General features: G+C 27.3%; 19 protein-coding genes, 1 riboswitch and 1 other annotated feature. Of the genes, 15 read left to right on the top strand and 4 right to left on the bottom strand.

Features of this window, described 5'->3' with window-relative positions; translation table 11 throughout:
- Positions 1-28: 28 nt before the first annotated feature.
- From JNUCC81_RS12320 to JNUCC81_RS12310, 3 genes are all read left to right on the top strand, one after another.
- Positions 29-655, top strand: coding sequence for a YitT family protein (locus tag JNUCC81_RS12320; RefSeq protein ID WP_454093745.1), 627 nt, complete (start codon positions 29-31; stop codon positions 653-655).
- Positions 656-865: 210 nt separating this feature from the next.
- A complete protein-coding gene (gap, locus tag JNUCC81_RS12315) occupies positions 866-1897 on the top strand; it encodes a type I glyceraldehyde-3-phosphate dehydrogenase (RefSeq protein WP_454093744.1) in 1032 nt (343 codons plus the stop codon).
- A gap of 182 nt (positions 1898-2079) precedes the next feature.
- The gene (locus tag JNUCC81_RS12310) at positions 2080-3249 is read left to right on the top strand and encodes a CD0519/CD1768 family membrane protein (protein ID WP_208334749.1); all 1170 of its coding nucleotides are present in this window, start codon (positions 2080-2082) and stop codon (positions 3247-3249) included.
- Positions 3250-3297: 48 nt separating this feature from the next.
- Here JNUCC81_RS12310 and JNUCC81_RS12305 read toward each other — a convergent pair whose 3' ends face one another.
- Both JNUCC81_RS12305 and JNUCC81_RS12300 read right to left on the bottom strand, forming a co-directional pair.
- Positions 3298-4752: an amino acid permease gene (locus JNUCC81_RS12305; protein ID WP_454093743.1), complete on the bottom strand. Its 1455-nt coding sequence runs from the start codon at positions 4750-4752 to the stop codon at positions 3298-3300.
- 148 nt (positions 4753-4900) lie between these two features.
- A riboswitch (Lysine riboswitch) is annotated at positions 4901-5070 on the bottom strand.
- A 160-nt stretch (positions 5071-5230) separates the two neighbouring features.
- Positions 5231-5374 carry a hypothetical protein gene (locus tag JNUCC81_RS12300; RefSeq protein ID WP_154658896.1) on the bottom strand — a complete coding sequence of 48 codons (144 nt, stop codon included), beginning with the start codon at positions 5372-5374 and terminating at the stop codon, positions 5231-5233.
- A gap of 184 nt (positions 5375-5558) precedes the next feature.
- Between JNUCC81_RS12300 and JNUCC81_RS12295 the strand changes: the two genes are divergently transcribed.
- From JNUCC81_RS12295 to JNUCC81_RS12250, 10 genes are all read left to right on the top strand, one after another.
- Positions 5559-7154, top strand: a complete 1596-nt coding sequence (locus JNUCC81_RS12295; protein ID WP_454093742.1) for a Na/Pi cotransporter family protein — start codon at positions 5559-5561, stop codon at positions 7152-7154.
- 202 nt (positions 7155-7356) lie between these two features.
- Positions 7357-11595, top strand: coding sequence for an acyl-CoA dehydratase activase-related protein (locus JNUCC81_RS12290; RefSeq protein WP_454093741.1), 4239 nt, complete (start codon positions 7357-7359; stop codon positions 11593-11595).
- Between the two features lie 94 nt (positions 11596-11689).
- Positions 11690-12367, top strand: a complete 678-nt coding sequence (locus JNUCC81_RS12285; RefSeq protein ID WP_454093740.1) for an NAD(P)/FAD-dependent oxidoreductase — start codon at positions 11690-11692, stop codon at positions 12365-12367.
- Positions 12368-12553 carry a DUF1858 domain-containing protein gene (locus JNUCC81_RS12280; RefSeq protein ID WP_042274902.1) on the top strand — a complete coding sequence of 62 codons (186 nt, stop codon included), beginning with the start codon at positions 12368-12370 and terminating at the stop codon, positions 12551-12553.
- Positions 12554-12764: 211 nt separating this feature from the next.
- Positions 12765-14063, top strand: coding sequence for a hypothetical protein (locus JNUCC81_RS12275; protein WP_454093739.1), 1299 nt, complete (start codon positions 12765-12767; stop codon positions 14061-14063).
- A gap of 72 nt (positions 14064-14135) precedes the next feature.
- Positions 14136-14400, top strand: a binding site (T-box leader).
- A 131-nt stretch (positions 14401-14531) separates the two neighbouring features.
- Positions 14532-15296, top strand: a complete 765-nt coding sequence (locus JNUCC81_RS12270; RefSeq protein ID WP_454093738.1) for an amino acid ABC transporter substrate-binding protein — start codon at positions 14532-14534, stop codon at positions 15294-15296.
- Between the two features lie 11 nt (positions 15297-15307).
- Positions 15308-15919 (top strand): amino acid ABC transporter permease, encoded by a 612-nt coding sequence (locus JNUCC81_RS12265; protein WP_454093737.1) that lies wholly within the window; start codon positions 15308-15310, stop codon positions 15917-15919.
- A gap of 9 nt (positions 15920-15928) precedes the next feature.
- Positions 15929-16591: an amino acid ABC transporter ATP-binding protein gene (locus JNUCC81_RS12260; RefSeq protein WP_454093736.1), complete on the top strand. Its 663-nt coding sequence runs from the start codon at positions 15929-15931 to the stop codon at positions 16589-16591.
- 155 nt (positions 16592-16746) lie between these two features.
- Positions 16747-17013 (top strand): ArsC/Spx/MgsR family protein, encoded by a 267-nt coding sequence (locus tag JNUCC81_RS12255; RefSeq protein ID WP_454096399.1) that lies wholly within the window; start codon positions 16747-16749, stop codon positions 17011-17013.
- A 435-nt stretch (positions 17014-17448) separates the two neighbouring features.
- The gene (locus JNUCC81_RS12250) at positions 17449-17688 is read left to right on the top strand and encodes a hypothetical protein (RefSeq protein WP_454093735.1); all 240 of its coding nucleotides are present in this window, start codon (positions 17449-17451) and stop codon (positions 17686-17688) included.
- 38 nt (positions 17689-17726) lie between these two features.
- Here the strand turns inward: JNUCC81_RS12250 and JNUCC81_RS12245 are convergent, their stop codons facing one another.
- Positions 17727-18236, bottom strand: a complete 510-nt coding sequence (locus JNUCC81_RS12245) for an ImmA/IrrE family metallo-endopeptidase (protein WP_454093734.1) — start codon at positions 18234-18236, stop codon at positions 17727-17729.
- Positions 18237-18342: 106 nt separating this feature from the next.
- Entirely contained in the window at positions 18343-18693 is a 351-nt protein-coding gene (locus JNUCC81_RS12240) for a helix-turn-helix domain-containing protein (protein WP_454093733.1), read from the bottom strand.
- 183 nt (positions 18694-18876) lie between these two features.
- Here JNUCC81_RS12240 and JNUCC81_RS12235 point away from each other — a divergent pair, with 183 nt between their 5' ends.
- Together JNUCC81_RS12235 and JNUCC81_RS12230 are read left to right on the top strand one after the other, a co-directional pair.
- On the top strand, positions 18877-19092 hold the full coding sequence (locus tag JNUCC81_RS12235) for a helix-turn-helix transcriptional regulator (RefSeq protein ID WP_454093732.1): 216 nt from the start codon (positions 18877-18879) through the stop codon (positions 19090-19092).
- 113 nt (positions 19093-19205) lie between these two features.
- Positions 19206-19406, top strand: a complete 201-nt coding sequence (locus JNUCC81_RS12230; protein WP_454093731.1) for a Rha family transcriptional regulator — start codon at positions 19206-19208, stop codon at positions 19404-19406.
- Positions 19407-19408 lie beyond the last annotated feature (2 nt).

Below are 19408 nucleotides of genomic sequence, written 5' to 3'. Positions count from 1 at the left end.
AGTAAATCAAGAAAAAGGAAGGGATATTATGGCCGATCGGCGACTTTTAAAAACCATAGGGCTTATACTTTTAGGATCATTTATATTAGCATTTGGTTTTTACAATTTTTATTATTTAAACAATATAACAGAAGGTGGAGTGTTAGGACTTTTACTACTGTTAAAGAATCTATTCAATATACAGCCAGCACTAGCAAATATAGTAATTGATGGAGCACTTCTTTTAATAGGATATAAATTCTTTGGTAAAAAATTCTTTATATATTCTATAATTGCATCATTAAGTTTTTCATTTATGTATGATTGGTTTGAAGCTATAGGGCCACTCGTACCAAAAATTGATAGCATGTTTTTATCTACTATACTTGCAGGAATAAGCGTGGGTATTGGGGTAGGACTTATCGTAAAAGCAGGTGCTGCTGCTGGAGGCGATGATGCTTTAGCATTAGTTATTGCTAAGACTACATCTTTAAATGTTGGTCAGGTATATTTATTAGGAGATGTTTGTATATTAATTTTATCACTATTATATTTATCAGTATTTGATGTATTTTACTCTTTAATAGCTGTAACTATAAGTGGCAAAGTTATAGATTATATCTATTATTACAACAATTCAAATAATGATTCAAAAAATCTTATTGAAAATATATAAAAAAGATAGGGTGTAAGTTATTTACGCTCTATCTTTTTTTATATATGTAAATACAGGTCGAAAACAATAAAAAGTGTATACTATTTATCAAAAAATGACGAAAAAACAAATAATAATTAAAAAATGATAAAATGTGTTGCACAATTAATGCAAAAAGTATACAATAATCAATGAAAGTATATATCTTAGCCAATATAGGGGGATTTAAATATGAAAATAAAAGTAGGTATGAATGGATTTGGTAGAATCGGTAGAGCGGTTTTAAGAATTGCACAAGAAAGATTAAACGACGATATAGAAATAGTAGCTATAAATGCGAGAGCAAATGCAGAAACTTTAGCACATTTATTTACATATGACTCATGTTATGGAACATTTAAAGGAAATGTAGAAGTTAAAGATGATGATACTTTAGTAGTAAATTCAAAAGAAATAAAAATCGTAAGACATAATGATCCAGCTAATATACCATGGGGGGAATTAGGTGTAGATTTAGTAATAGAATCTACGGGATTATTTACTCAAAAAGAAAAAGCGCAAAAGCATATAGATGCAGGAACTAAAAAAGTAATATTAACTGCTCCTGGAACTAACGAAGATATAACTGTAGTTATGGGTGTTAATGAAGATAAATATGATAATGAATTACACAATATAATATCTAATGCATCTTGTACTACTAACTGTTTAGCACCATTTGTTAAAGTATTAGATGAAAGCTTTGGTGTAGAAAAAGGATTAATGACTACTATACATTCATATACAAATGATCAACAAATATTAGATAAAAATCATAAAGATTTAAGAAGAGCAAGGGCGGCAGCTGAATCAATGATACCAACTACAACGGGTGCTGCAAAAGCTGTTGCAAAAGTATTACCTCAATTACAAGGTAAATTAAATGGATTTTCAGTAAGGGTTCCGACTCCAACAGTTTCTTTAGTAGACTTAGTATGTGAACTGAAAAAAGAAGTAACTGTAGAAGAAGTAAATGCTGCTTTAAAAGAAGCATCTGAAGGTAAACTAAATGGAATATTAGGCTATAGTGAAAAACCACTTGTATCAGTTGATTACAAAGGAGATTCAAGATCATCTATAATAGATGGATTATCAACTATGGTGTTAGAAAACAACATGGTTAAAGTAGTTTCTTGGTATGATAATGAGTGGGGTTACTCAACAAGAACTGTTGATTTAGTAAACTATGTAGTAAAAAATATGAACGTAGCTCATAACGAGTAAATAATAGAAATGGGAGAGAATTAAAAAATTCTCTCCCATTTTTATTCTATTGATACATTGATATAAGTAAGTTTGTATAGATTAATAACTTTATTTATTGTATAATATTGTAAACGCAGATTAAAAGTTATTTTACAAAGATGCTCTTAGTCACAAAATTTAATAAGGGAGACGAAATTTATATGGAAAAAGGCATATCAAAAAGAAGTACAAAAGCCATAGGCATAGAAGCTTTTGTATTTACTGGACTTTTATTAGCTGGATTTTTATATGTAGCTAATATCATGGGTGCTGGAATAATGTTTAAAGTTATTATGAACACAGCACATGACTTACTTTTAAACACAGTATTTTTAATAATGGCAATGGCAGTATTAGCAGGTGCATTAAGTGCACTATTATCAGAGTTTGGTGTAATAGAACTACTTAACAAAATATTTGCCATTTTTATGAAACCCTTATATGGACTACCCGGAGCGAGCATAGCTGGTGCAATAACTACTTATTTATCAGATAACCCTGCAATAATATCATTTAGCAAAGATAAATCATTTACTAAATATTTTAAAAACTATCAAATCCCAGCTTTATGTAATTTAGGTACATCTTTTGGAATGGGACTTATAGTAACTACATTTATGATATCTCAAGGTGAACAGTATGTATTACCTGCAATAATAGGAAATATTGGTGCGATAATAGGAAGTATCGTAAGTGTAAGGATAATGTTACACTTTACAAAAAAGTTTTATAAGTATAGTTCTGAGCAAGATTTAAGTAATTTAAAATTATCTAGAAGTGAAGATTTAAGAGAGATTAGAGAAGGAAATGTATTCCAGAGGTTTTTAGATGCAATGTTAGAAGGGGGAAAAAGTGGAGTAGAATTAGGACTAGCGATAATACCGGGAGTGCTAGTTGTATGTACCGTAGTAATGTTATTAACATTTGGTCCATCTACTGATCCTAATACTGGGGCTGCAGTATATACAGGTGCAGCATATGAAGGTATAGGACTGCTTCCAATTATAGGAGAAAAGCTTAGATTTATATTAGAGCCATTATTTGGTTTTACATCACCAGAAGCTATATCATTCCCAATTACATCATTAGGGGCTGTTGGAGCAGCGATGTCACTTGTACCTAAGTTTATAACAGATGGCATAGTAACTCCAAATGATATAGCAGTATTTACAGCTATGGGAATGTGTTGGAGTGGATATTTAAGTACGCATGTAGGTATGATGGATGCTTTAGATGCTAGACAAATAACAAGTAAAGCAATATTATCACATACAATAGGTGGTATATGTGCTGGTGCATCTGCACACTTTATATTTATGCTTGTAGGATAAAAAAGAGTATAGACATTTTGTCTATACTCTTTTTTATATAATAAGTATTTATTTTTTAACTTCTTGTAAATATTTATCAGTATTTTCAGTATAGGTTAAATCAACTTCATTTAGAGGAACAACCTTAGTTTTAAATTTAACTTTATAACCAATATATAATCCTAAAAATAAAGGAATACCGATGTAAGAAGCTATTAGCCCATTAAGGTCAATTCCATCGGGTTTTATATAAGAAAATCCTTGACCTATTATAATAATCATACACATTAATAGTGATAATATAGGTGCAAATGGATACAACTTAGCTTTAAATTTTAAATCTTTTAAATTATTACCTTGATGAACATAAACTTTTCTGAATCTATAGTGACAAATTGCTATACCAAACCATGATATAAATCCAGCAAGTCCAGAGGCAGCAACCAACCAAACATAAACAGTACTTTCTGCAAATATACCCGTCAAGAAACAAAAAGAAGCGACTATAGTAGTTAATATTAAAGCATTTACAGGCACACCTCTTTTATTAGTTTTTGCAAAAATTTTATGAGCCATACCTTCTTTAGCCATAGAATGAAGCATTCTAGTTGATGCATACATACCAGAGTTACCAGCAGATAATACAGAAGTTAATATTACGGCATTCATAAGGGAAGCAGCTCCAGCTATACCTGCTTTTTCAAATACCATTGTAAAAGGGCTTTCAGAAACTCCTGCCTGTGTAAAAGGGATTATAGCACCTAAAACGATTATTGTTCCTAAATAAAATATAAGTATTCTCCAAAATATCGATTTTATAGCTCTTGGGATAGTCTTTTCAGGATTTTCACTTTCACCAGCGGCAACGCCTATAAGTTCTGTACCTTGAAATGAGAAACCTGCAATTAAAAAAATAGCAAATATCGACTTTAATCCACCATGAAATGGACCATCAGATATAAAATAATTATGAAAGCCTATATTACTAGAGCCCATTATTCCAAGTATCATCAAAGTGCCTATTATTAAAAAAATAATTATAGTGACTAATTTTATTCCAGCAAACCAATATTCAGATTCACCGTATGCTTTTGATGATAAAAAGTTTAAAGAAACGATTATAACTAAAAATAATAAGCTCCAATAAATTCCAGAAATATTAGGAAACCAATATTTCATAATTAAAGAACCAGCGACCATTTCAGCTGCTATTGTTATAGCCCAGTTGTACCAGTAATTCCATCCGAGTGCAAACCCAAGTGCAGGGTCTATAAATTTAGAGGCATAGGAACTGAAGGATCCGGATATAGGCATAAAAGTCGCCATTTCTCCTAAACTTGTTATTAAAAAATAAACCATAATACCTACTAAACTATATGCCACTAATGCTCCACCAGGACCAGCTTGATTAATAGTATTTCCCATTGCAAGAAATATACCTGTCCCAATAGAACCACCTAGTGCTATCATATTTAGGTGCCTTGCTTTTAAACCTCTTTTTAACTCTTGACTTTGCTCATTCATTTTAATTATCCTCCTTATGGTAATGTTTTTCCATAAGCAGGTAACTAAGATAATATAAAATTTTTTGACAATAAAAAAGCCATGAGCCTATACCCATGACGAAAATACGAAAACTTCATACAATAATATGAATGTATCGTACGTTTTCATTGAAAATAGCTCTTCACGAATTGTGACAGTCTTATATATATTCTACATAAGTCCAGCAAATAGTATTAAAGCTATTAACTATTCACTTCGGCGAAATTTCCTTTTATATTACTTCATTGAGCTTACCTCCATAATATTACTTTTAAATTTCGCGCCTCTATCTCAGTTATCTACTTGTTGTTTAAAATTATAACTTAAATAAATAATAAGTCAATAGAAAAAAGAAAATGTTTTCTGTATTTAGCTAGTACAAATTTTGATTTATAATATGTAAAAAGCACTACTTTTTTTAATTAAGTAGTGCTTTTGTGAATAAATAATTTAATATCTATTTATGAGAACTTACGGGTCTTGCGGTATTTTGGCTTACAGATCCAGTCTTAGAAGGTCTTAATCTTGGTTCAATATTAAGTTCTTCTGCTATTTCTAATTTTGTATTTTTAGCTTTTTTATTGTTTTTATTTTTAGCCATGATTTCCTCCTTAATACATTTAGTCATTAATAATTTAACCAAGAATTATATTAATATTCTAATGTTATAGGATTAGAAAATACTTATCTAATATTGTTTAAATTAAAGTTTATTTATGAATTATAACTGTAAAAATAGATAATCCTAAGCTTATAATATTTAAACATAAAAAGGAGGGATGCATTTGAATATAGCGATAAGTCTCTTAGGAGGATTAGGACTTTTTTTGTATGGAATGAATTTAATGGGAGAGGGTTTACAAAAATCCGCAGGAGATAAATTAAAAAGAATAATAGAACTTTTAACTAGTAATATAATTATAGGAGTTTTAGTAGGAACACTTGTAACTGCAATTATACAAAGTTCTAGCGCTACTACTGTAATGGTAGTTGGATTTGTAAATGCTGGAATAATGACTTTGAATCAAGCAATAGGAGTTATAATGGGAGCAAATATTGGAACTACAGTTACAGCTCAACTTGTAAGTTTCAATTTAGAAGGTTTAGCTCCTATTACTTTAGGTATAGGTATTATATTATATTTATTTTCATCGAAATCTAAGATAAGAAACTTAGCGGAGATATTACTTGGATTTGGAATTTTATTTACAGGAATGGAGTTTATGAAAGATGCAGTAAAACCATTGGCTGAATTTAAAGGATTTACAGACGCATTAGTAGGATTTGGACAAAGACCTGTATTAGGTTTACTATTAGGTTTTGGAATAACTGCAATTGTTCAAAGTTCAAGTGCTTCTATGGGAATGTTAATAGCTCTTGCATCACAAGGATTAATTCCTTTAAATGCTGCCCTACCAATACTATATGGTCAAAATATTGGTACTTGTGTAACATCAATAATTTCAAGTATTGGAGCTAATAGAAATGCCAAAAGGGCAGCAATTATGCATCTATTATTTAATGTAATAGGAACATTATTATTTTTAATACTTTTAAATAGGCCAACAGTATCTATAGTTACTAAAATAAATCCAAATGATATAGCTAGACAAATAGCTAATACTCATACAATTTTTAACATAGTATCAGTTTTAATTTTACTTCCTTTCTCGAAATATATAGTAAAATTAGCGATGAAAATTGTTCCTAGTGATGCAGATGAAGAAAATAATAAAACTTATCTTGACGAAAGAGTATTGGAGACTCCGTCTATTGCTTTTTCAAATGCTATCAAGGAAACTCTTAAAATGGGAGAAGTTGCTAAAGAATGTTTAGAAAGTTCTATCAAAAGTTTTGTTAATAAGTCAGAAAAAGAAGTGAAGGTAACTTTTGAAAAAGAGAAAATAATTAATGATTTTCAAAAAAGTTTAATAAGCTATCTTTTAAAATTATCTAAAAAATCAATACAACATGATTTAATTGAAGATATAGATAATCTTTTTAGTACTGTAAATGATATTGAAAGAATTGGAGAACATTCAAAAAATATATCTGAACTATCGCAAATAGCAATTGAAAGAAAAGCAAAAATGTCTGATGAAAGTATATCAGAAGTTAGCAATATGTATAAAAAAGTAATGGAAAACTATGAAAATTCTTTAAAACTTATTGATAATAGAGATAAGGATATAGCAATAAAAATAATTAAAATAGAAACTGAAGTAAATAAAATAGAAAAATCTATTCGAGTAAATCATATATCTAGATTAAATAATGATAAGTGTGAAATTGATATGGGAATATTATATATAGAATTAATTAGTAATCTAGAAAGAATTTCAGACCATTGTTCAAACATAGCGAAAAGAACTCTTAAGTAAAAAGGCGTATATATACGCCTTTTTTTATTTAATTAAATTATATAAATCCTATATTTAAAGTATAATTTCAGTATTAAATTTTAAAAAGTAAAATATAGTTCATACAATTATATTTCCAAGAATAAATTACTATTAGTAGAAATTTTACCACCTTAAAATTGCAATAAGAAGTAAATTACATATAAATCGTGGGGGGAATAGAATGGATGGAGTATTTAATTTAGGAATAGATATTGGATCAACAACTATTAAAGCAATAGTAAGTGAAAATAATGATGTAATTTATAAAGAATACAGAAGACATTACTCAGATATAAAAAAATCATTAAAGGAAGTATTAGTTAATATATATGAGAAAATAGGAGATTCGAATATAACTATTATAATAACTGGGTCTGGGGGAATGGATATATCAAAAGCTTTAAATATTGAATTTATTCAAGAAGTAATTTGTAGCACAAGTGCAATACAGAGATTTTATCCAGATACAGATGTAATAATAGAACTTGGAGGAGAAGATGCAAAAATAACATACTTAAGTGGTGGTATAGATCAAAGGATGAATGGCATATGTGCAGGAGGAACGGGTGCTTTTATAGATCAGATGGCATCTTTACTAAAAACAGATGCAAGAGGTTTAAATGAACTTGCTAAAGATTACAATGTTATTTATCCAATAGCATCAAGATGTGGCGTATTTGCAAAGACAGACATACAACCTCTTATAAATGATGGTGCAAAAAAGACAGATATTGCAATGAGCATCTTTAATGCAGTAGTAGTTCAAACTATTAGTGTATTGTCATGTGGAAGAAAAATAGAAGGTAAGGTTGCCTATTTAGGTGGGCCGCTATATTTTTTATCACATCTTAGATATGCATTTAACCAAGCATTAAATTTAGAAGAGAAAGATATAATTTTTCCTGAAGATGCCCAACTTTATGTAGCACTTGGAGCTAGTTTATTATCTAAAGATAAAGGTGAGATAAATATAACGAAACTAATTAAAAATGTTGATAACTTAAAAAATAATAAACTAGATATATCTAATAATTTAGAGCCACTTTTTAAAGATGAAAAAGAGTATGAAGAATTTTTAGATAGACATAGTAAAAATAAGGTAATGGAAAAAGATATAACTGATTTTAAAGGTAATTGCTTTTTAGGAATAGATGCAGGCTCAACAACTACTAAAGCGGCTTTAATTGATGAAGATGGAAACTTACTATACTCCCATTATAGTAGCAATAATGGTAGCCCTTTAGAAACCACATTAAATGTAATGAAAAAAGTATATGAAGTATTACCATCTAAGAGTAAAATAGTGAGTTCAACAGTAACAGGATATGGTGAAGGGCTTATAAAAAAAGCTCTTAAAATAGATTATGGAGAAATAGAAACTATAGCACATTATAAAGCAGCAAAATTTTTCAATGAAAATGTAGATTTTATATTAGACATTGGTGGACAAGATATGAAGTGCTTAAAGATAAAAAATGGAGTTATTGATAATATAATTTTAAATGAAGCTTGTTCTTCTGGTTGTGGATCATTTTTAGAAACTTTTGCAGATTCTTTATCTATGGACATAAAGGAATTTTCTAAAGAAGGAATATATTCAAAAAGACCTGTTGATTTAGGATCTAGATGTACTGTTTTTATGAATTCTAGAGTTAAGCAAGCTCAGAAAGAAGGAGCAACTATAGCAGATATATCAGCGGGTTTATCTTATTCAGTTATAAAAAATGCATTGTTTAAAGTTATAAAAATAAGAGATTTAAATGCGATAGGAGAAAATATAGTAGTTCAGGGTGGAACATTTTATAATGATTTAGTTTTAAGAAGTTTTGAAAAACTTACACAAAAGGAGGTTACAAGACCTAATATATCAGGTATTATGGGAGCTTATGGAGCTGCATTAATATCAAAAGAAAACTACTTTATAGGGTATGAAACTGAGTTAATAGATAAAGAAGAAATAAAGGATATAAAACTAGATATAGAAGTAAAAAGATGTTCTGGATGTTTAAATAATTGTTTATTAACTATAAATAAATTTTCAGATAAAGATTTGTTTATATCAGGAAATAGATGCGAAAAAGGAGAAGCAATATACAGTAAAGACATAGTAAAAAGTAAGACTAACAATATAAATGGATTTAAGTATAAATATAACAGACTTTTTAAGTATAAAACTATAAAAAAAGAAGATGCTACTATGGGTGAAATAGGAATACCAAGAGTATTAAATATGTATGAAAACTATCCATTTTGGTTTACATTTTTTTCAAATCTAGGATTTAGAGTTATATTATCAGATAGATCATCAAAAGATATTTACAAAAAAGGAATAACTAGTATAGCTTCAGAAACAGTTTGCTATCCCGGGAAAATGGTTCATGGTCATATTGAAAATTTAATTGAAAAAGGAATAAATTATATATTCTATCCATGTATAACCAATGAAGTAAAAGAAGATATTAACTGTGATAACAATTATAATTGTCCAGTTGTAATATCATATTCTGAAGTTATAAAAAATAATGTTGAAAGAATAATGGAAAAAGATATAAAATATATTAATCCTTTTTTAAGTTTAAACAATAAAGAAAAGTTAAAGGAAAGACTTTATAATGAGCTATCAATATATTTTAAAGAATTATCAAGAGAAAGTATAAATAATGCTGTAGAGTTAGCAGCTAAAGAACAAGAAAAATTTAAACAAGATATAATGGATTATGGACAAATGGCTATAGAAGAAATAAAAAATAATAATATAAAAGGTATAGTTTTAGCAGGAAGACCATATCACTTGGACCCGGAAATAAATCATGGCATACCAGAACTTATAAATTCACTGGATATGGCAGTTCTTACAGAAGATTCAATATGTAATTTAGCAAATTTAAAGCGTCCATTAAGAGTTGTGGATCAATGGGTATACCATTCAAGATTATATAAATCAGCAAGTTTTGTAAAAGACAATGACTATTTAGAACTAGTTCAATTAAATTCTTTTGGATGTGGTATAGATGCAGTTACAATAGATCAAGTACAAGAAATATTAGATGAAGGCGAAAAAATTTACACTGTTATTAAAATAGATGAAGGTAATAATTTAGGAGCTGCTAAAATTAGATTAAGATCTTTAAAGGCAGCTATGCTAGAAAGAGATAAAAATAATATAGATAAAGAACATATAGAAAATAATGAAATAAAATATAAAAAAGGAACTATATCAAAGAATCATACTATTTTGGCACCTCAAATGTCACCAATACATTTTCAATTCTTTGAAAAAGCAATAAACTTAAGTGGATATAATTTAAAAATTTTAAATAACTATAATTCTGAAATAATAGAAGAAGGGTTAAAATATGTAAATAATGATGCTTGTTATCCGTCTATAATTGTTATAGGTCAAATAATACATGAACTAAAATATGGAGAATACGATTTAGATAATTTATCAGTTGTAATAACGCAAACAGGAGGCGGATGTAGAGCTACTAACTATATAGGTTTTTTAAGAAAAGCACTATATGATGCTGGATTTAAAGATGTACCAGTAATATCTTTAAGTGTAAATGGAGTAGAAAAAAATGGATTAATAAAAAATTTAACTATTAAATTAATAAATAGACTGTTTATGGCAGTTATTTATGGGGATTTATTAATGAAAGTATTATATAGAGTAAGACCTTATGAAAAACATAAAGGAAGTGCTAATAAACTATATGATAAATGGGTAAAGATATGTAAAGAGTCATTGGATAAGGGTAGTATATTTACGTTTAAGAAAAATATAAAATCAATAATATATGAATTTGATAGCTTAGAAATATTAGATATAAAAAAACCTAAAGTTGGCTTAGTTGGAGAAATATTAGTAAAGTTTCATCCAATTGCAAATAATAATCTAGTAGAGATAATAGAAGATGAAGGTGGAGAAGCTGTAGTACCAGAACTTATAAACTTCTTTTTAAGCTGTTCGCTAAACTCATCTTATAAATACAAATACTTAGAAGGTACAAAAACAAATAAAATGTTAGGTAATTTTGCTATATACATTATTGATATATATCAAAGAACATATAAAAAGGAACTTAATAATAGTAAGAGGTTTAAATCTCCAAATCATATAAGACATATTGCAAAGAATACTGAAAAAATTATATCAATGGGAAATCAAACAGGTGAAGGATGGTTATTAACAGGAGAGATGATAGAACTTATAGAAGAAGGAGTAGAAAATATTATATGTATGCAACCTTTTGGATGTTTACCAAATCATATAACAGGTAAAGGCCAAATAAAAGAATTAAAAAGAGTTTATGAAAATGCAAATATAATACCTATTGACTATGACCCTTCTGCAAGTAAAACTAATCAATTAAATAGAATTAAGTTAATGCTTTCTACTGCATTTAAAAATATATAAAATGTGTAACTAATGTTACGCATTTTATAGTAATAATAGTGTATAATAATGTAAATATAAGGTATAAAGTAATCAAATCATAAAGGAGAACTTGATGTCTAAGTATGGAAACTTACAAAAGATAAAAGATGGGAAAAGAACTTTTGCCATCACTCCACATATACCAGGAGGATTTGTTCTACCTGATACTCTAATAAAGATATCAGAAGTAGCTAAAAAATATAAAGGCGTTTTAAAAATTACCTCAGGCCAGAGGATAATGATAACTAACTTAAAAGAAGAAGATTTAGAAACTATCTGGAAAGAGTTGGAAATGGAGCCAGCGGTAAAGAATCAATATTCAGTAAAAAATGTTGAGATATGCCCAGCGAATTTTTGCAAAAGATCTAAATATCCTACAATAGGCGTAGGAATGAAGATTAGCAAAAATTTTCATGGAATGAGCCTACCAAATAGAACTAAGATAGGTGTTTGTGGATGCCAAAATGCATGTACAAGTGTTTACTCAAAAGACGTTGGTGTTTTAGTTGATTTTCATGGTAAGTTCTTTGTAACAGCAGGAGGAAGTGCTGGATTTAATCCAAGGCCTGCAGATATAATTACTAGAGGTTTAACTGAAAAAGAAGCCTTTTTACTTGTAGAAACTACTTTAAATTACTACAATGAAAATGCACATATGGGTGAAAAACTTGGAGAATTTATTGATAGAATAAGTATTGATAAATTTAGAAAAGATATTTTAGAAAAATCAAATTTAAAGGAGATAATATAAATGATAACTAAAGATATGACAATAGCAGAAATATTAAACAAAAAACCAGAGGCAGCACAAATTCTTATGGGACTTGGAATGGGATGCTTAGGTTGTCCATCAGCTAGTATGGAAACACTAGTAAATGCTTGTGAAATACATGGATTAGAATTAAATGATGTTTTAGAAAAATTAAATCAAAACTAATTAAAATATAAAAACACCGTGATTTAGGTAATATAGCTAAATCACGGTGTTTTTTATATTTATAGTATAAAATTTGAAATAATATAGATAAATATATAAAGCAAGAATTTATAATTGCATTTGAACAAATAATTAGCTATTAATTTACATTTTAATATGTTTAATATGATATAATGATATAGTATTATATGAAAGTAAAGGTGGTCTAGCTATGAAGGCAGTTAACAATGCGATATCATCTGATTACCTGAGGTATAAGGTAGATGAAGATATAAGTATTTATGAAGGAAGGTTTTGTATTTATTTAGATAAAAAATATAAATGTAGTGGAATAATCTATTATAAAATGACACCGCCAGTATCTATAAACTTTAAGGCTCAGATATTATTTATTGAAGATGAAGATGTGGATTTAGATTTAGATTATGATAATGCAATACTTGAAATGTACGGATATAAACCTATATCTGTAACAATAAATACTATAAATGACTTTAATATAGAAGGATATACAAATGACAATTATATAAAATCAAAAAATTCATATGTAGAATATATAGATTTTCACATAATAAATTTAGATAAATTTTCTGGAAATCTTATAAAACACGTGGACAAGTTGTTCGCAGGTAGAATAGAATTTGATATAAATGATTTTACAGTTACTATAGATAAAAGATATGATTATAGGAAAGAATTAAGTGAAGAATTAAAAGCTAAATCAGGTACTATAATAACTCATATAGGGAGAATAAAAAGAAAAGATAATAAACTATTTAAAACCAACAATATGCTAAACTTTTTAGATAGAATATCTAGTAGTTTAAGTTTTATGTGTGGAAGGTATGTAGGAATTTGTTTAGCAAAAGGATACCAAAATAATAATAATGTATTTAGGCTTTGGAGAGAAAATCTTGTAACTCCATTTAAGTTTGTACCTACATGGACTGATACTATATCTAATCATCATAATATAGAAAAATATATGGCTCTTATGTGTAAAAAATTAGAGGATGGATATTGTGGTCCAGCAATAAAGAATGTTATTGATTGGTATATAGAATCTCTTGGTGACATAACTATGGAAAATAATATAATATCTATACAGATAGCTCTTGAAGCGCTATCCTATATTATTTTAGTAGAGCAAGAAAAACTATTGTCTGATGAAGAATTTGATAAAAATAGTGCGTCTAAAAATATTAAAATGGTACTAGATATATGTAAAATACCATATGGTAATGATGAACTTGGTCTATTTGATGATTGGACGAGAGCTAAATTTGATGATGGTGTTGATTTAGTTATTTACTTTAGGAATAAAATAGTTCATCCAACTAGAAAAGATAATAGAGCAAGTTTAACTGTTGAAGATATGTGGAATATAATTCAAATAGGAACTAAATACGTTGAACTTATAATGTTATCATTTATAGGATACAAAGGTGAATACTCTAATAGACTTAAAGAAAGATGGTTTGGAGAAGTAGAAGTTGTCCCTTGGGGATAAAATATTAAAAAAAGTATTGACAATAATTATTAAAAAAAATATAATAAAAAACAAGAATTGAATGAAGTTATATTAAATGCGTTGATAAGAAATAGTAAAAATAATTTTCTTAAACAGAGAGTTTCCGTTTGGTGAGAGGAGCATTAGAATTTATTTTGAACACATCTTTGAGCAGAACACCGAAAAGATTTTTAATCTTAGTAGACTGTTTCCGGAATCCTTGCACCCGTTATCGTGCTAGAGTATAAGCAAAATATTTGCCGTACTTAAAGAGGTTAGTGTCGTAAGGCATTAATAAAATAAGGTGGAACCACGTGAGTTAACTCCCGTCCTTAGCAATAGCTATAGGAGGGAGTTTTTTTATTGCCTAAATTAGTATAAAAATGAGCCTTAAGCGCGCAAGGCTTATTTTAAAATACAATATCTTTAAAAATAATATTCGAAATATTTTGAAAAGGATGATTAAATATGAAAAATAAATTTAAAATACTTAGTTTATTAACTTTGATAATAATTATGTTAGTAGGATGTTCAAATGATAATAAAAATAAAAATGAAATAGTGGTAGGATTTGATAATGGATTTATACCTATGGGATATATGGATGAATCTTCAGAAATAGTGGGATTTGATATTGATTTAGCAAAAGAAACATTTAAAAGATTAGGTATAAATGTACAATTTCAATCAATAGATTGGTCAATGAAAGAAACTGAGTTAATGTCAGGAAATATAGATGTTATATGGAATGGATACTCATTATCTGAAAAAAGGAAGAAAATAGTATCATATACAGATCCATATCTTCAAAATAAACAAGTAATAGTAACTTTAAAAGACTCAAGCATAAACAACAAAAGTAATTTAAGTGGAAAAACTGTAGGAACACAGCAAGGTTCAACTAGTCTTGAAGCTATAAATAAGGATAGTAGCTTTATAAATTCTATAAAAGATAAACAACCAATTCTTTATGATACCTATGATAAAGTTTTTAGAGACTTAGAGGCCAAGAGAATCGATGCAATTGTTGTAGATGAGATACTAGCTAGATATTATATAAGTAAAAAAGACTCTAGCAAATATAAAATATTAGATGAAAACTTCGGAACAGAAGATTATGTTATTGCCTTTTCTAAAGATAATATAGAACTAAAAGATAAGGTAAATAAAACTTTGAAGGATATTAAAAAAGATTTGACTTTTGATGAAATATATGACAAATGGTTTAAATAGGAGGAATTAGTATGATACAAGGTCTTACAGTTACATTATCTATATTTTTTATAACATTATTATTAGCGCTACCGTTAGGGTTAATGCTGGCATTTATGAGATTATCAAAAAATAAATTAATAAAAAATATATCTAGAGCTTATATTTTAGTTTTTAGAGGAACACCATTACTTTTACAATTAATATTTATATTCTTTGGTTTACCGTTAGTAGGAGTAGTATTTAATAGATTTAATGCAGCTATAGTAGCATTTACATTAAATTATGCAGCATATTTTGCAGAAATTTATAGAGGAGCTATATTAGGAATAGACAAAGGTCAATACGAAGCAGCTTTAGTTTTAGGTATGGATAAAAAAACTATGTACAAAAGGATAATACTACCTCAAGTTATAAAGAAAATACTTTCACCTATGTCAAATGAAATAATTACACTAATAAAAGATACATCAATAGTATATACTATAGGTCTCAATGATATATTAAGAATTGCACAAATAGCACAAAATCAGCAAGTAAGTTTAATACCATTAATTGAAGTTGGTTTAGTATATTTAATTTTAGTAGGTATTATAACTAAGATATTTAAGATAATAGAAAATAAATATTCATATTATGTTTAGGAGAATGTTATGTTAAAAGTAAATAAATTAAGAAAAATATATAATGAAAATACAATATTAAATAATATAAATTTTGAATTAAAAGAAGGAGAAGCGGGTGTATTGCTTGGGAAATCAGGAGCAGGAAAAACAACAATATTAAGATGTATAAATGGTCTTGAAGAATTTCAAAGTGGAGAAATTATAGTAGATAACGAAAGTATAAAATCAGTAAATGATATGGCTAAAATAAGAAAAAATATAGGGATGGTTTTTCAAAACTTTAATTTATTTCCGCATATGACAGTACTTGAAAATATTATAGAATCTCCAATAAATACGTTAAAAATAGATAAAAATGAAGCTATAAAAAAAGCAAAAGAATTATTAAAATTAGTAGATTTACAAGATAAAGAAAATTCATATCCACATGAATTATCAGGAGGACAAAAACAAAGGGTTGCAATCGCTAGGGCTTGTGCATTAAGTCCTAAAATACTTTGTTTTGATGAACCAACATCAGCACTAGATTATGAAAATATAATTAAGGTTATAGATATAATAGATAAATTAAAAAGTGAAAAAATAAGTATCCTTATAGTAACTCATGATAATTACTTTGCTAAGGAAGTCGGAGATAAATTTATAAAAATTAATAATGGAAATATTGAGGATATTAGTAATATATTGTAAAATTGTTTTAAGATGAAAAAAATGGGTAATATAAAAATATATTATAATAAGGAAAGGGATAAACGCAAATGATAAAATTTTACGGGTATTCAAAATGATCTTCAGTTAGGAAGGCCAAGGCTTGGCTTAGTGAAAATAACTTAGAGTTTGAAAATATTGAAATAGTAAAAAATCCTCCTACTAAGGAAGAGTTAGAAGAAATGTACAAGGTTAGTGGATATGAACTTAAAAAATTCTTTAATACTAGCGGAGTTAAATATAGAGAATTAGGTCTTAAAGATGTACTTAAGACTGAGTCTGATGAAAAACTTTTAGAAATTTTAGCTAGTGATGGAATGCTTATCAAAAGACCTATAGCTTATGATGGTAAAAATATAGTTATAGGATTTAAAGAAGACGAGTGGAAAGAAAAATTATTATAAAAAATAGTAAGACCGCATATATAACAATATATATGCGGTCTTTTATTTCAATTTCATCTGCTATAGATTTTCTCAAATATAATGTAGCTTTTATCTAATCATTCTCATATATAAATTATATTAACAAAATAAGAATAAATTATCATAATAATTAAAAATCACTTTCTTAATTTTAAGAAATAGTAATAACACTAAATAATCCTATTAGAATAATAAAAATGGGATTTTTTGTAAATAAATTTTCTTATGTATTGTCCGATAGATAGAATTACTAAAATTGTAGTCACAAGTGTAATATCAAACTTTAAAACAGATTGAATATATATCAATAAAGTACTATAGCATATTAGTATAAATGTAGTAAAGTTAAGCTCAAATAAAATTCTAACTAATTTACCAAGAGACCTTTCTTTAAATTTATACTTTGATTGAAATATGAACTTAAATAATATATTTAAGTTAAACAAAGTATCTTTTAAACATTTAAGTATAATAGCAGATAAGATTATAGCTGTTAAGAATGATAGATTTATGTTAGTAAATATTAATAAACTAAGCATCATAAATGCTAAAAATATAAAAGTATTTTTAAATATCTTAAAAATAAAAATTATTGCTAAAGCGAATATCATAATTTCGGCTAAAATATCCATAATAAACTCTCCTAAACATTGAATTTATATATATTTTAACCTAGTTTAAAAAAAGTATAACTAAAGTAGAGGTTCGTATATATAGATATTAGGTAGATTGGTTAAGACTAAGTATTTACCATTTCTAAGGTCTAACATATTTTTCTTTTTAGATAAGTATTCAAGTCTTTTCATTATAGTCTTTACATCAACTCCAAGTATTTCAGCCATATCATAAAAACAAGTTACATTGCTATTTACTAAATTAATAATATCTTCTTCTGAAACTAAAGTAAATGAAGCCCATCTAGTAGCCTTATTTTCACATCTAGCTATATCTAATTTATCTTTATATGTTTTTATACTATTTATGGAATTTCCGCAACTAGTAAAATGATGTCCTAACTCTTCAGCTAGAACCTCAATTAATTTATAGTTATTCTTTTTAAGAGAAGAATCTAAGAAGATCATATTAGGTAGTCCTTCTTTTTCTATAGTTAATCCTAAACATCCTATTTCTTTTAAGCCCATCCAATGTATATTAATTTTTTCATTTCTAGCTAATTCAAATAATTTCTCTAATTTATTCATAATACCCCCTAAATAAATATGTTCTATAAAATGTTCCGAATTTACGTTCGATTAATTTCCCAAATAAAAGAGCAGAATAACTGCTCAGGCTAATAATATTTATGATTTATTTATTATATTTCAACTTTATCATTTCTATATATTCATTTATCTTTTCAATGGCTTCATCTGGAAGGTTATCAATATCTCCTATTCTATGTGCAGATATAGTTGTTATACTTTCATCTAATTTATTTTTTTCTATATTTGAGTTTCTTTCATCTGTTCTTCCAAGAAGGTAGTCTACTGATACTTCAAAATAATCTGCCAATTTAGATAAAGTAGCACTATCTGGATTCCTATTTCCATTTTCCCAATTTGATACTGTTTGTTTTGTAACGCTAAATATTTTTGCAAATTCAGCTTGGTTTAAGCCAGTCTGCAAGCGTTCATATTTAAGTATTTCAGCAAAATTCATATAAGTGCTCCTTTCACTATATTTCACAATATATTATAAACGATTTGTTGATTTTCTTAAACTAATTATAACAAAATGAATACTTTTTATAGTGAAATGTAAAAAAATTGTTGACAGTAAACTATACGTTGACTATAATTAAGATATAAAAGACAACAGAATGTTGACAAGGAGGTGAATAAATTGTTAAGTCGTAAGCTTAAAGCTGCAAGAGAGTTAAAAAATGTAAAACAATCAGAAGTAGCTGAATTTCTAGAGATAAGTCCAAATACATATTGGAACAAAGAGAATGGAAAAACTGAATTTACAATATCAGAAGCTAAAAAGCTGTCAGAATACTTTGATATATCAGTAATGGAACTTTTTTTTAACAACTCAGACAACGTAAAGTTGACTTGAGGAATAATAAAAGGTATAGATTACTTTTTCGGTAAAAAATGTATATAAAATAGGATAGTTATGAAATGTAAAATTTAGTAATATTAGGAAAATTTCAGGGAGATTTAGTAGCCATGACGGATAGTTTACAAGTCGTAATCGAGCTAACCAAAGAACATAAGACTATAATGAGAGATATAAGAGCACTTATTGAAAAATTAAAAAATGAAAATGTAATAAAAGAGATAGCACAGTATAATTTTGTACCATGCACATATATAAATTCTAACAATCGAGAAATGAAAATGTACTTAATTACTAAAGAAAGGTTTTGAAA

It is taken from the genome of Faecalimicrobium sp. JNUCC 81 (assembly GCF_053667625.1).
Note: the sequence above shows the minus strand (reverse complement) of the source record. Positions and strands in the feature narration are given on the sequence as shown.